This window comes from Billgrantia aerodenitrificans, assembly GCF_021404405.1.
Classification (GTDB): domain Bacteria; phylum Pseudomonadota; class Gammaproteobacteria; order Pseudomonadales; family Halomonadaceae; genus Halomonas; species Halomonas aerodenitrificans.
The window spans coordinates 447,102-460,347 of sequence record NZ_JABFTV010000001.1; the positions used below are offsets into that span (position 1 = coordinate 447,102).

General features: G+C 65.1%; 15 protein-coding genes. 10 read left to right on the forward strand and 5 right to left on the reverse strand.

Going from position 1 to position 13,246, the window contains the following annotated elements:
* The first annotated feature begins 1 nt into the window (after position 1).
* From HOP59_RS02160 to HOP59_RS02170, 3 genes are all read left to right on the forward strand, one after another.
* A complete protein-coding gene (locus HOP59_RS02160) occupies positions 2–1,327 on the forward strand; it encodes a TRAP transporter large permease (RefSeq protein WP_234252650.1) in 1,326 nt (441 codons plus the stop codon).
* Between the two features lie 154 nt (positions 1,328–1,481).
* Entirely contained in the window at positions 1,482–2,948 is a 1,467-nt protein-coding gene (locus HOP59_RS02165) for a cache domain-containing protein (RefSeq protein ID WP_234252651.1), read from the forward strand.
* Positions 2,857–3,480, forward strand: a complete 624-nt coding sequence (locus HOP59_RS02170; protein ID WP_234252652.1) for a response regulator — start codon at positions 2,857–2,859, stop codon at positions 3,478–3,480. The genes HOP59_RS02165 and HOP59_RS02170 overlap by 92 nt, the downstream gene beginning before the upstream one ends.
* A 6-nt stretch (positions 3,481–3,486) precedes the next feature.
* On the opposite strand, the gene nfo is transcribed toward HOP59_RS02170, so the two are convergent.
* Positions 3,487–4,335, reverse strand: a complete 849-nt coding sequence (gene nfo, locus HOP59_RS02175; protein ID WP_234252653.1) for a deoxyribonuclease IV — start codon at positions 4,333–4,335, stop codon at positions 3,487–3,489.
* A 114-nt stretch (positions 4,336–4,449) separates the two neighbouring features.
* Between nfo and HOP59_RS02180 the strand changes: the two genes are divergently transcribed.
* From HOP59_RS02180 to pdxR, 4 genes are all read left to right on the forward strand, one after another.
* A complete protein-coding gene (locus HOP59_RS02180) occupies positions 4,450–5,073 on the forward strand; it encodes a LolA family protein (RefSeq protein WP_010629785.1) in 624 nt (207 codons plus the stop codon).
* 25 nt (positions 5,074–5,098) lie between these two features.
* A complete protein-coding gene (locus HOP59_RS02185; RefSeq protein ID WP_234252654.1) occupies positions 5,099–5,584 on the forward strand; it encodes an SRPBCC family protein in 486 nt (161 codons plus the stop codon).
* A gap of 93 nt (positions 5,585–5,677) precedes the next feature.
* Entirely contained in the window at positions 5,678–6,688 is a 1,011-nt protein-coding gene (locus HOP59_RS02190; RefSeq protein WP_234252655.1) for a GGDEF domain-containing protein, read from the forward strand.
* Complete coding sequence (pdxR, locus tag HOP59_RS02195) at positions 6,672–8,231, forward strand: MocR-like pyridoxine biosynthesis transcription factor PdxR (RefSeq protein ID WP_234252656.1); 1,560 nt, start codon at positions 6,672–6,674, stop codon at positions 8,229–8,231. Before HOP59_RS02190 ends, pdxR begins: the two co-directional genes overlap by 17 nt.
* Here the strand turns inward: pdxR and HOP59_RS02200 are convergent.
* Genes HOP59_RS02200 through HOP59_RS02210 form a run of 3 tightly spaced genes read right to left on the reverse strand, consistent with a single transcriptional unit; the run spans position 8,223 to position 10,032 of the window.
* Positions 8,223–8,948 (reverse strand): GNAT family N-acetyltransferase, encoded by a 726-nt coding sequence (locus HOP59_RS02200; protein WP_234252657.1) that lies wholly within the window; start codon positions 8,946–8,948, stop codon positions 8,223–8,225. The genes pdxR and HOP59_RS02200 overlap by 9 nt on opposite strands.
* Positions 8,945–9,556: an FMN-binding negative transcriptional regulator gene (locus HOP59_RS02205; RefSeq protein ID WP_234252658.1), complete on the reverse strand. Its 612-nt coding sequence runs from the start codon at positions 9,554–9,556 to the stop codon at positions 8,945–8,947. The genes HOP59_RS02200 and HOP59_RS02205 overlap by 4 nt, the downstream gene beginning before the upstream one ends.
* A gap of 11 nt (positions 9,557–9,567) precedes the next feature.
* Positions 9,568–10,032 carry a GNAT family N-acetyltransferase gene (locus tag HOP59_RS02210; protein ID WP_234252659.1) on the reverse strand — a complete coding sequence of 155 codons (465 nt, stop codon included), beginning with the start codon at positions 10,030–10,032 and terminating at the stop codon, positions 9,568–9,570.
* Positions 10,033–10,245: 213 nt separating this feature from the next.
* Here HOP59_RS02210 and HOP59_RS02215 point away from each other — a divergent pair, with 213 nt between their 5' ends.
* Together HOP59_RS02215 and ogt are read left to right on the forward strand one after the other, a co-directional pair.
* Positions 10,246–11,139: a DNA-3-methyladenine glycosylase family protein gene (locus tag HOP59_RS02215; protein ID WP_234252660.1), complete on the forward strand. Its 894-nt coding sequence runs from the start codon at positions 10,246–10,248 to the stop codon at positions 11,137–11,139.
* A 20-nt stretch (positions 11,140–11,159) separates the two neighbouring features.
* Entirely contained in the window at positions 11,160–11,714 is a 555-nt protein-coding gene (gene ogt, locus HOP59_RS02220; RefSeq protein WP_234252661.1) for a methylated-DNA--[protein]-cysteine S-methyltransferase, read from the forward strand.
* A gap of 15 nt (positions 11,715–11,729) precedes the next feature.
* Here ogt and HOP59_RS02225 read toward each other — a convergent pair whose 3' ends face one another.
* On the reverse strand, positions 11,730–12,221 hold the full coding sequence (locus HOP59_RS02225) for a MarR family winged helix-turn-helix transcriptional regulator (protein ID WP_234252662.1): 492 nt from the start codon (positions 12,219–12,221) through the stop codon (positions 11,730–11,732).
* A 69-nt stretch (positions 12,222–12,290) separates the two neighbouring features.
* Between HOP59_RS02225 and HOP59_RS02230 the strand changes: the two genes are divergently transcribed.
* Entirely contained in the window at positions 12,291–13,232 is a 942-nt protein-coding gene (locus HOP59_RS02230) for a DMT family transporter (RefSeq protein WP_234252663.1), read from the forward strand.
* Positions 13,233–13,246 lie beyond the last annotated feature (14 nt).

Consider the following 13,246-nt stretch of genomic DNA (forward strand, 5'->3'; position numbering starts at 1 on the left):
CATGCCCTTGGAATATTACGCGCTGGCCATGATCGTGGCTTTCTTCGTGCTGGTGATGACCGGCATTCCGGTGGGCTTCGTGGTGGCGTTCGTCGGCTTCGTGTTCGGCTTCATCGGCTTCGACGGCTGGCTGTTCGAGCTGCTGCCCTCGCGCATCTACGGCGTGGTGGCCAACTACACCCTGCTGGCCATCCCGCTGTTCGTATTCATGGGCGTGATGCTGGAACGCTCGAAGATCGCCGAGCGCATGCTCGACGTGATTGGTCACCTGTGCGGCGGCCTGCCGGGCGGCATGGCCCTGGCGGTGATCATCGTCGGTGTGCTGCTGGGTGCAGCGACGGGCATCGTCGGGGCGGCCATCGTCACCCTGACGCTGATGGCGCTACCGACCCTGGTGCGCCGCGGCTACAAGAAGACGGTGGCCTGCGGCACCATCTGTGCGGCGGGCACCCTGGGGCAGATCATCCCGCCCAGCCTGGTGCTGCTGGTGCTGGCCGACATCATGAATCTTTCCGTCGGCAGCCTGTTTGCCGCGGCGCTGGTGCCCGGCCTGTTGCTGGCCGGCATGTATCTGGCCTATCTGCTGCTGCTGGCCTTCTTCTTCTCCGCCGACGTGCCCGCCATCGACGAGCAGGAGCGCGCCGCGGTCAGCAAGCTGGAACTGGGCAAGGACTTCGTCAAAGTGGTGGTGCCGCCGCTGCTGCTGATCTTCGCCGTGCTCGGTTCGATCATCGGCGGGGTGGCCGCGCCCACGGAGGCGGCGTCGGTCGGTGCCGTGGGAGCCTTGCTGCTGACGGTCGTGTCCGGGCGCCTGACCTTGGGGGTGCTCTCCGAGACCGTGAAGACCTCGCTGCGCATCAGCTGCATGATCTTCTTCGTGCTGATCGCCTCCCAGGTCTTCGCTCTGGCCTTCCGCGGGCTGGACGGAGAGTTCCTGATCGAGGCGATGTTCGAATGGGTGCCGGGCGGCATGTACGGCACGCTGATCTTCATGCTGCTGCTGATCTTCTTCCTGGGCTTCTTCCTCGAGTGGATCCAGATCTCCTACATTGCCGTGCCGCTGTTCCTGCCGTTCCTGGCAAGCCAGGGCGACATGTCGATGGTGTGGGTCGCGATCCTGATCGCCATGAACCTGCAGACTTCGTTCCTGACGCCGCCCTTCGGCTGGTCGCTGCTGTTCATGAAGGGCGTGGCACCGCCGGGGATCACCACGGGCGACATCTACAAGGGGGCCGTGCCTTTCGTGCTGATCCAGATCCTGGCACTGGCGCTGATCATCGTCTTCCCCGATGTGGTGCTGTGGTTGCCCCGGGTGGTAGGATGGTGAGTCGGGGTTTTTACTTTAAAACTCCCTGATAAAGGCTCTGTCGACTGCATCGACCAACTGCAATAAGTGGCAGTGATTAGCCAAAAGTCGACAGGGCCGAAAAGAATAATAATTAAGTAAAGGTAACGCGCCAGTGTTCACGTTCAGAACCAAGTTGACACTGCTGACCTTGCTGCCTCTTTTGATACTCAGTGCAGGTGTGACGTTTCTTGCCATTCATCAGAGTGCGCGTTTGAGCGGGGCGCAGTCGGAAATACTCAAGGACGGATTGCTGGAAGCCAAGCGGGCTGAACTCAAGAACTACATGGAACTCGCCTACACGGCGATTCGAGACATCTATGAGGATCCCGAGCTGCCTATAGAAGTGGCGCAAGGGCTGGTAGCGGATGCCTTTCACCGTATGGAGTATGGCTCCGACGGTTACTTCTTCGTCTATGACTACGATGGGCTGAACATCGTCCACCCACGGCTCGAGCATCTGGTCGGGCAGGATCTGTGGAACTTTCGTGACGAGGATGGCAAGTTCCTGATCCAGCGGCTCATCGAGCAAGCCCAAGAAGGCGGCGGTTTCACCGAATATCGCTGGGACAAGCCTTCAGGCGGCGAATCGGTACTCAAGCTGAGCTACTCCATCGCCCTGGAGAAGTGGGGCTGGATGGTGGGCACGGGGCTCTATCTGGATGACATCGAGCAGGTGGTCGGCCAGATGGAGCATCATATGGTGGAGAACGCCCGCAGGACCATCCTGCTGATGGCCTTCTTCACCGTTTCCTGCCTGCTCGTCATCGCCGTGATCGGTCTGGCGGTCAACCTCAGCGAAGCACGGGTGGCGAATCGCCGGCTGGTCACGATGGCGCAGAAGACCTTCAGCTTCCTGGAGAAGGAGCGGCGGCGGATTTCCCGCGAGCTGCACGATGGCATCAATCAGCTGCTGGTATCGGCACGCTTCAAGCTCGAGCGCATCGACGATGCGCTGGGTCGCGGCGATCATGTCGATGCCTCATCCACCCTGGCAGCGGCAGACCGCATTCTGGAAACGGGCATTCAGGATCTGCGGCGGCTGGCCTATGACCTGCGCCCCAGCGTACTCGACGACCTCGGCCTGGTAGCGGCCTTGGAGAGCCTGTGTTCGGACCTGGTAGAGCGCAAACCCGTCCGCATTCACTTCGAGTCCAACCTCGACAGCGGCGAATGCCAGCCGGTACTGGCCACGGCGCTGTATCGCATCACTCAGGAAAGCCTGCACAACATCGAAAAGCACGCAGGTAACGTTGGCCAGGTCAGGGTGAAGCTGCGGCGCCGTCGTGGCTGGGTCTATCTCGAGATCGCCGATGACGGCGAGGGCTTCATCTGGCGCGCCGAGCAGAGCCATGAGCAGGGCGGGGCCGGTATGGGACTGCGCAACATCCAGGACCGGGTGGATCTGCTGGGCGGGCGGCTAGCGATCGAGGCGGCCCCCGGCAAGGGCGTACGCATACGCATCAAGGTGCCGTTTCAGCGTGCCACCGGAACGAGTCGGGAGAGAGTCGATGGCAGGGTCTATACGCGTACTTTTGGCGGACGACCATCCGCTGGTTCTGGAAGGGCTGCGTTACCGGCTGGAGGCGCAGCCGGGCATTGAGCTCGTCGGTGAGGCGAGTTCGGGCGAGGAGCTGCTGTCGCTGGCTCAGGCGCTGGCGCCGGACGTGGTGGTGACGGACATCACCATGCCCGGCCTGTCCGGTCTCGAAGCGTGCAAGATCCTGCATGACACCTGTCCCGAGATTCGTGTGCTGGTGCTCACCATGCACGACAACGAGGAGTACATTCGCCGCGCGGTGGCCTGTGGCGCGGCCGGCTACGTACTCAAGGACGCCTCGGCCGAGCAGATGGTGTTCGCCCTGCGCGAGGTGGCAGGCGGACGCAGCCATTTCGGCTCCGGCGTGTCCCGGGTGCTGCTGGAGGAGAAGCAGGAGCGCCTGACCCCGCGCGAGACGGCCATCCTCAAGCTGATGTTCGAGGGCATGAGCAGCCGCGACATCGGTGAGGCGCTGAGCATCAGCACCCGCACGGTGGAGTCGCATCGCAGCAACATCTACCGCAAGCTCAACACCAACTCCCTGGCAGGCCTGTTTCGTTACGCGATGCGCCATGGCCTGGTCGAGTTGGAGTGACGGCGTTCACTCTTCTTCGACCTGGGCGCGCAACCAGGCGATCTCCTCGGCCCAAATGTCGGGCTCGATGGTTTCCAACACCATCGGGATATCGTCGATGCGCGGGTCGCGCATGATGGTGGTGAAGGCGTCGAGGCCGATGTTGCCCTGACCCAGGCTGTGGTGGCGGTCGACACGGCTGGCGTATGCGCTCTTGGCGTCGTTGAGATGCATGCCGCGCAGATACTCGAAGCCGACCACCTTGCCGAACTCGTCGAGGGTGGCGGTGCAGGCCTCCGGGGTGCGCAGGTCGTAGCCGGCGGCGAAGGCGTGGCAGGTGTCAATGCATACACCGACCCGCGACTTGTCGTCGACCTGCTCGATGATCTCGGCCAGGTGCTCGAAGCGCCAGCCCAGGTTGGTGCCCTGGCCAGCGGTGTTCTCGATCACCGCGACGACGTTGCGGGTCTCGGCCAGGGCATGGTTAATCGAATCGGCGATGCGGGTCAGGCACTCGCTCTCGCTGATCTTTTTCAGGTGGCTGCCGGGGTGGAAGTTGAGCAGGGTGAGGCCGAGCTGCTCGCAGCGCTGCATCTCGTCGAGGAAGGCGGCGCGCGACTTCTCCAGTCCTGCCTTGTCCGGGTGGCCGAGGTTGATCAAGTAGCTGTCGTGGGGGAGGATCTGGCCGGGGCCAAAGCCGTGCTCCTGGCAGGCGCTGCGAAAGGCCTCGATGGTGGCGTCGTCGAGAGGCTTGGCACGCCACTGGCGCTGGTTCTTGGTGAACAGAGCAAAGGCATCGGCACCGATTTCGACGGCGCGCAGTACGGCCTGGTCGGGTCCGCCGGCGGCACTGACATGGGCGCCAAGGTATTTCATCTGTCCTCTCCGTGGGTTGGTTGACGCCACTACGATAGCACGCACGCTGCGGCTCCACCTCGCCAAGCCTGTAGGCCCTGCTAGGCTCAAATAAGAACCTGCTGGAGACACCGTATGCTGCCGCTGTTACTGCTTGCCTTGAGCGATGTACCCGGACCGGACCCTGTGGCCGAGGCGCTGGCACGCATCGACTCGCTCTCCGGCTATCGCCTGACCCTGCGCAGTCAGGGCAGCAGCGGCGAGGAGATCATCCATTACAGCTACCGGCGTCCCGGCGATGTGCGCATGGACATGGAGACGCCCTACCGCGGCGCGGTGCTGATCTATCGTCACGATACGGGCAAGGTACAGCTGTGGCCCTTCGGCTCGCCGGGCAGGCGCCCGGCACTCTCGCTGAGACCCACCAACCGCATGGTGCGCAGCTCGCAAGGTCATCGCGTGGACCAGTCGGACGTCGGCACGCTGCTGCGCAACGTCCAGCGTCTGCAGCAGCATGGCAGCACGCGTCGCCTGGAGCCGGCGACCCACGAAGGCCGCCCGGTGCAGCATGTGGTGGTGGAGGCTGAGCCCGGCCGGGCCGTGCACGAGGTGGCGCGCTACGATCTGTGGCTCGATGACGAGACCCTCTTTCCGCTGCGGGTGGCGAGCTACGACCGGCGGGGTCAGCGAATGGAGAGCGTGCTGCTGGAAGACGTGCAACTTGACCCCGACTTCCCGGCCGACCACTTCGATCCTTAGCGGCTTGGTGATTCGAGCGTGGGCCATGGCGAGTTTTGAATTCACTACCACCTGGCACTTCGAGGCGCCGGTCTTGGCGGTTTTCGACGCCTTGACCGATTCGCTGCACTGGCCCGAGTGGTGGCCCGGACTGGTGAGCGTGGAGCAGCGTGAGGCCGGTGACGAGGGCGGCATCGGTCGGGTGCAGCGCTTCGTCTGGAAGAGCCATCTGGGCTATTACCTGTGGTTCGATATCCGGATTACCCGCGTTTGCGAGCCGTGTCTGATCGAGGGCGTGGCCGATGGCGACGTGTCCGGCATCGGCCGCTGGCGGCTGTGTGAGGAGAGCGGTGGCACCCGAGTGGATTATCTGTGGCAGGTGCGTACGGAACGGCCCTGGATGAGCCTGTTGGCCCGGGTGGCACGTCCGCTGGTGGTCTGGAATCACCATGCCATGATGCGGGCCGGCGCCGTGGGCTTGTCGCGCTACCTGAGACGGTTGCCGACGCCTGGTGGGCAATTCGTGGAGTAAGGCAGTGCTGTCAACCGTTCAAACAACGTTGGTCAACTTGTGGGCCAAAAGGTATGCTTTCCATAGCTGTTTCACAACCGCCGCAGAGATGTCATGAAGGGCTCGCACAACCTTATCGATGATGGGAGCTCCCCTGAAGAGGCGCATGGCAGCGGCTCTGGCGGCGGCTCGTGTCAGCGTATTCGTCGTGAACTCGAAGAGGCGCGCGAGGAGATCGCGCACCTCAAACGCACCCTGCATCGCGTTCAGCAAATCGCCCGGCTGGGCTACTGGCGGCTGAGCCTCAAGTCCAACGAGCTTTACTGGTCCGCTGTCATCTACGACATCTTCGGCGTCGACCCCAAGACCTTCACTCCCAGTCTCCAGGCCTTCAAGGCCATGGTGTATCCCGAAGACATAGAAAGCATCGAGTCTGCCATCGTGCGCGCTCAGCAACAGGGGCAGCACGATATGGAGCATCGTATCATCAGGCCCAACGGCGAGATTCGCTGGGTGCACGAGCTGGCCGATTACATGCCCGAGGGCGACGACCAGATCCTGATCGGCACGGTGCGAGACATTACCGAGCAGAAGAGGCTCGAGCTGCGCCTGCGCCAGCTGTCGCGTACCGATGAGCTCACCGGGCTGTTCAATCGACGCTACTTCATGCAGCGCCTGCTCCAGGAGCTGGCCCGCTATCGTCGCTACGGCAGGCCGACCTCAGTGGTACTGTTCGACTTCGATCATTTCAAGCGCATCAACGACACCCATGGCCATCCCGCCGGCGACCAGGTGTTGGTCAAGGTGAGCAAGCTGCTGCGGGAGCGATTGCGCACCAACGACATTCCGGCGCGGCTGGGCGGCGAGGAGTTCGCGCTGCTACTGCCGGAAACCGATCTCGAGGAAGCCGTCGGGGTGGCGGAAAAGGTGCGCCAACTGGTGCTCGAGCAGGAGTTCACCTCGGAGGAGGGGCATCGTTTTGAAGCCTCGATCACCTGTGGCGTCTCGGCGTTTCACGGTACCGAGGAAACGGTCGAGGCGATCCTGCATCGCGCCGATCAGAATCTCTACCAGGGCAAGCGTACGGGGCGCAATCGGGTCATCGCGGATGAATGGGATAGCTGACAGAGCGCTGTCTGCCGTACCTGCCAGCCCCGGTCAGGCCGATTGGCTGGCCGATGCACTGGGCTTGGCACTGGCAGGAGGCTCGCCCCAGCCCCTGGCCACCCGTCTCTATCAGCAGCTGCGCGAGTGGATTCAGACGGGGCGCCTGGCTTGCGGCCAGCGACTGCCCTCTTCGCGTCAGCTGGCACGCGAGCTGGGGTTGGGGCGCAACACGGTGCTGGCCGCCTTCGATCAGCTGCTGGCCGAAGGCTTCCTGGTGACGCGCCATGGCTCGGGCACCTTCGTTGCCGACCTGCCTTTTCCCCACGCAACGCAGCAGCCAGCTCGACAGTCATCGCGACAGGCCGTGACGGCCGGGCTCGCTACGTCGCAGACGTTTCCGACACGAGCAGATGCGCCGCCGCTCTCCACACGCGGCACGTCGCTGCTGGCGTTCTGTCATGCCAGCCAGGAGCGCCCCATCCTGGCCCCGGGCCTGCCGGCGCTGGATCGTTTCCCCCATGGCCCTTGGCAGCGGCTGGTACGCCGCCATCAACAGCGCATGCCACGGGACTGGCTGGCCTATCAGGCCCAAGGCGGTGTGCCGGCGCTGCGTGAGGCGCTGGCCGATTATCTGCAGCTCTCGCGCTCGGTGCGTTGTCGTCCCGAGCAGATTCTCATCGTGCAGGGCGCCCAGCAGGGCTTCGAGCTGATCGCCCGGCTGCTCAGCGATCCCGGCGACAAGGTATGGATCGAGGAGCCGGGCTACCCTGGCGCTCAGGCCTGCTTCGCGGCCGCCGGACTCGATTTGCAGGCGGTGGCGGTGGACGACGAGGGGATGAGCGTTGCGGCTGCGGCGTGCGCCGAGAGCCCGAGACTGATCTATGTGACACCCTCGCATCAATACCCCAGCGGCGTGACCATGAGTCTGTCCCGCCGCTTGGCGCTGCTGGAAGCGGCGGAGCGGCACGGCGCCTGGGTCGTCGAGGACGACTACGACAGCGAGTTTCGCTATGAGCAGCGCCCCATCGCTGCCCTGCAGGGGCTCGTCGACGATGGCCGCGTCATCTACGTGGGCACCTTCAGCAAGGTGATGTATCCCGGGCTGCGCCTGGGCTATGTGGTACTGCCCGAGCCCTTGATCGAGCCGTTCCGCCGAGCCAATGCGCGGCTTCACCGCGAGGGGCAGTACCCGGTACAGGCTGCCTTGGCGGAGTTCATCGTCAACGGCCAGTTCTCACGTCACATCCGGCGCATGCGCGACTGCTACCGCCGGCGTCAGGCGCTGCTGCGCAAGGCCCTGGCCCCCGCCGTGGCGCGCGGCCTGCGCCTTTCCGATGGGCAGGCCGGCATGCACCTGGTGGCCTGGCTCGACGAGGCTGAGCATGAGCGCCAACTGCTGCGGCAGGGCATGGAGCAGGGCATCGCGCTCTCGCCGCTGTCGAGCTACTACCTCGATGCACCCGCTCGCCCCGGCCTGGTGCTGGGCTATGCCGGCACCGTGGAAGCCGAGATCGAGCGGGTCGGGCGCTGGCTGGCTCGCGAATGGCTGAACCTAGGCTGACAGCGCGGAAAGCGACGACCTCTGACGACCCTCATCATCGAAGTTCTCCGCCGCTAGCCAGCGCTCAAGCTGCGTTTCGACGGCGGGCCATTCGCCGTCGAGCAGCGAGTACCAGGCGGTGTCGCGGTTGCGTCCGTTGACCACCCGGTGCTGCCGGAATATCCCCTCGTAGCGAAAGCCCAGGCGCTCGGCGGCACGCCGCGAGGCGGCGTTGAGCGCATCGCACTTCCATTCGTAACGCCGGTAGCCTAGGGCGAAGGCATGGCGCATCATCAACAGCATGGCTTCGGTGGCCGCCGGCGTGCGTCGCAGCGCGGGCGTGAAATGGATATGCCCGACCTCGATGCTGCCATGTTCCGGCACGATGTTGAGATAGCTGGCCAGCCCCAGGGCCCGCCCGGATGCTGCTTCGACGATGGCGAAGAAGAGCGGATCCTCACTGCGCGCCCGCTCGGTCAGCCAGGCATGACACTGCTCGGCATCGGAGAACGGCATGCCGCCGGAATAGGCCCAGCGTGCTTGCGGTGTGTCGTGTGACCCCTCGCCGGGCTGCAGAAAGGCGGGGAACAGCGAATCGGCATGGCGCTCGGCCGACAGCGGTTCGAGGCGAACCCGCTCGCCCAGCAGGGAAGCGCGCTGTGGCCTGCTTGCCGGCTGCCAGTCGGGCAGGGTGGCCCCGAGGGGCCGGGCGTCTGCGGGCTGCGTGACCGTGTTCATGCTTGCCGCTCCTCGTCTGTCAGTTTCTGCATGTAGCGCCAAAGCTGGCGCGCCTGCGGGTCGGCGCTCTGTGCCAGGGCCGCTTCTACCCCTTCCTGATCGGCCCGGGAGCGTTGTCGGCCGAGCTTGGCCTTGCCCTCGAGCGCTTCGATGCGCAGGCGAAAGCCGACCACGCCGGCCTGCATCTTCTCCAGGTAGTCGTGCTCACGGCCCAGCGAATCGAGCAGGGCGGGCTCGAAGTGGGCCAGGCTGCGGTCGAGCAGCTCTCGTGTGGCCGAGGCGTCCAGCAGCTCCAGGCGCCCCGTGGCGTGCACGGCCAGGTAGTTCCAGGTGGGCACGGCAGGCTGGCTGGCGTACCAGCTCGGCGAGACATAGGCGTGAGGGCCGCTGAAGATCGCCAGCGCTCGGTTGCCGTCCAGTGCACGCCAGTGCGGATTGGCCCGGGCGAAGTGGCCGTAGAGCGCCCCGAGCTCGCCTTCGCTTCGTTCCAGCGTCAGGGGCAGGTGGGTGGCCTGCAGATCGGCGCCGACCAGCGTGGCGAAGGCGTGCCGCTCGACCAGATCCCAGGCCTGCTCACGCGATAGCCGCATCGATGGGGGAACGTACATGGTGCCTCCGCTCAGCCTTGGTCTGCCTGGGTGTCGAACAGCAGGCCGTAGTGATAGAAGGTGGTATCGCGCTGCCAGCCGAGCGATTCGTAGAGTGCCTGGGCCGTGCGGTTGTCGATCTCGGTGGCGAGCTTGAGATGGCCGACGCCATGGGCGTGGGCCAGCTCCCTGGCAGCCTGCATCAGGGCGCGCCCGACGCCGCTGCGACGAGCCACCGGGGCGACGAACAGATCGTTGAGCAGCCACAGCGGCGCCAGGCGCACGGTGGAAAGCAGAGGATAGAGCTGTACGAAGCCCTGCAGGTCTCCCTCACCGCCTGTATGGACCAGGATATGCGAATCGCCGTGCTCGAGGCGTGCCTGCAGGAACTGCCGGGCACCCTCGAGATCCGACGGCTGGCGGTAGAACTGCCGGTAGCCGTCGAGTAGCTGACTGAGTGGCTCCAGGTCGTTGCGGGTGGCTTGGCGGATGGGCATGGGTGGCTCCTCTGCGTTGCGATGGGTGAGGACCAGTGTGAAATGAATCTGGTACCTTGCTAAGAGCCATTTTTTTGTTATTCGTTAGGGCCACTTTTCGTTGGCGCGAGCGCTGCAAAAAACAGCGGACGTCTTCCATGAGCGGGCTAGAATGGAGCGATGACTCTCTCGACCGAAACGCGCCCTGTGGGCGGCGCGGCCCCAGCAGCCGAGATGACGCTGCGTTTGCCCTACCGGCCTCCCTATGACTGGCAGGCGATACTCGGCTTTCTGGCCCGGCGCGCCATTGCCGGCCTGGAACGCATCGACGGCGAGGCCTATCACCGTCTCTTCCGCGAGGCGGGGGCGATGGGCTCCGTGAGCGTTACCCACGCTCCGGCCGACACGGCGCTGCATGTCACGCTGCGTCTGCCCGAGCCTATCGATCCGTCCGCCATCGTCGCTCGGCTGCTGCGGCTCTTCGACCTGCACGCCGACCCCGAGGCAATACGCCAGGGGCTCGGTCGCGACCCCACCCTGGCGCCATTGGTCGAGCGCCGCCCGGGGCTGCGGGTGCCGGGCGGCTGGGACCCGTTCGAGATCGCCGTGCGCGCGATACTCGGTCAGCAGGTCAGCGTCGATGCCGCCACCCGGCTTGCCGGACGCCTGGTCGAACGCCTGGGCGAGCGGTTGGCAGAACCGTTCGTCCCCGGCCTGGACCGGCTGTTCCCCGCACCCGAGCGCTTCACCTTTGCGGAGATCAAGGCCCTCGGCATGCCCGGCGCACGCGCCAGCGCCCTGGCGGGACTGGCCTTGGCCTACCGTGAGCAGCCACAGCTGTTCGAGCGGCGTGGCGAGCTCGACGACAGCGTGGCGCAGCTGTGCGCGCTGCCCGGTATCGGTGCCTGGACGGCGCACTACATCGCCATGCGCGGGCTGCGGGAGAGTGATGCCTTCCTGCCCTCGGACGTGGCCGTACAGCGGGCGCTGGCGGAGCAGGGCAAACGCCCCACGCCGCGTGAGCTGCTGGCCCGCGCCGAGGTCTGGCGGCCCTGGCGTGCCTACGCCGTAATGCACCTGTGGCATGCCGATGCGGCAACCACGCAGGCAAAAGCGAGACAGGGCTAAAGCGAGACAGGAGAAAGGCGATGCAACTCTGGCTTGATCTGATGTCGTCCCCAGTGGGCGAACTGAGTCTGGTCGGCGACGAACAGGGAGCGCTGCGGGCGCTGGAGTTCGACAGCAATGACGAGCGCCTGCATCGCCTGCTGACGCGTCACTACCGCGATTATCATCTCTCCCGGGGCAGAGCACCCGTGCTCGTGCGCGAGGCCCTGGAAGCCTACTTCGCCGGCGACCCGTCCCATCTCGATGGGCTACCGGTGGCCACCGGCGGTACCGAGTTCCAGCGTCTGGTGTGGCAGGCGCTGCGCGGCATTCCATTCGGCACCACCATCAGCTACGGCGAGCTTGCCGCCAGGATAGGGCGGCCCGGTGCCAGCCGTGCCGTGGGCCTGGCCAACGGCGCCAATCCGATCTCCATCGTGGTGCCCTGCCATCGGGTGATCGGCGCCAACGGCACTCTGACCGGCTATGGCGGCGGGCTACCGCGCAAGCGCTGGCTGGTGGAGCATGAGCGGGGGCTGGTGCAGGGCGAGCTTTTCCAGGGAGGGCTGTTTCAGGGAGAGCTGACGCTTCTCTAGCCCCGCCGGGCCGGCTCAGGACTCTTCCGACAACCCTTCCAACAGCTTGCCGAGCAGTTCACCCAATGTTTGCTGCTCTTCGCGGCTCAGGGCGGCGAGCATCCTGGCTTCATTCTCGACATGCTCAGGAATCATGCGCTCCATCAGCGCCATGCCCTTCTCGGTCAGCGATACCAGCGTGCCGCGTCGATCCTCGGGATTCGGCGAGCGTACGATCAGGCCCGCCTTCTCGAGCCGATCCAGCCGACTGGTCATGCCACCCGATGAGATCATCAGCGTCTCGAACAGCTGTGTCGGCCCCAGGCGGTAGGGGGCGCCTGCGCGACGCAGCGTCGCCAGCACATCGAACTCCCCGGCCTGCAGGCCGTGTGACTTGAAAAAGACCTGCAACCGCTCCTGGGTGAGCAACTGCGTAGTCTTCAGATACCCCACCACCTCCATCGGCAGCAGGTCGAGATCGGGCATTTCCCGCTGCCATTGCGCAACGGCGTGCTTGACACGGTTCATGTGGATATTTATCTTTCCATTAAGATACTTTTCGGCAAGATTCTCGTTGCCGCGCTATAGGAGGCGATCATGACCAATTCCACGCTATCGAGCAACCGTACCGGCTGGTATGCCCTGGGTTGCCTGCTGCTGGTCGGCAGCCTGCTGGCGCTTTCGCTGGCCGTGGCCAAGCTTGCCGACGACGCCGGCGCACCGCGCCTTGGTTTCCTGATGGTGGCGGTCACCGGTGCTGGTGTGCTGCTGCTGGCGCTCGCGGCGGTGCAACGTCAGCCGATGAAGCTCGACCGGCGCATCATCGAGTACGCGCTGGTGTCGGGTGCGCTGTTCGCCTTGCCCAATGCGCTGGGTTTTCTGGCGGTACGCCACGTGGGGGCGGGCTTCGTTTCGCTCAGCTTTGCCTTTCCGATCCTCGTGACCTGGATGCTCGCGGTAGGGTTGGGCATGGAGCGCATGAACCCGCTGCGACTGAGCGGTGTGCTGCTGGGGCTATCGGGCGGGGTGCTGCTGGCGTGGGCCAAGGCGGGTGGCATGTCGGGTGCCCAGGGCTGGGTCGTGCTGGTCCTGGCGATTCCCTTGATCATCGCGCTGGGCAACATCTACCGCACCCTGCGCTGGCCCGGCGAGGCGGGGCCGGTCTATCTCGCCGCGCTGATGCTGCTGGGAGGCGCCCTGGCACTTGCCCCCTTCGTGCTGGCGTTCGAGGCGCGTCAATTCACTCAGCTGCTCGGCTCTGCCGATGTGCTCCGGCTGCTGTTCGCCGAAGTCGCCGTCTTCACCGTGCTCTACGTCTTCTACTTCGTGCTGCAGAAAATTGCCGGCCCCGTCTACCTCAGCCAGATCGGCATGGTGGCGGCGCTGGTCGGTACCCTGATCGCCGTCTTGCTGCTGGGTGAGTCGGTGCCGCCCTTCCTCGGCCTGGCGGGGGTACTGGTGGCCCTCGGTGCCGGGCTGTTCCACCGTGGTGCTTCGCACCACACCTCACCGCCGACGCTGGCCTTGGCCAAACCTTGAACCGGGAGAACATC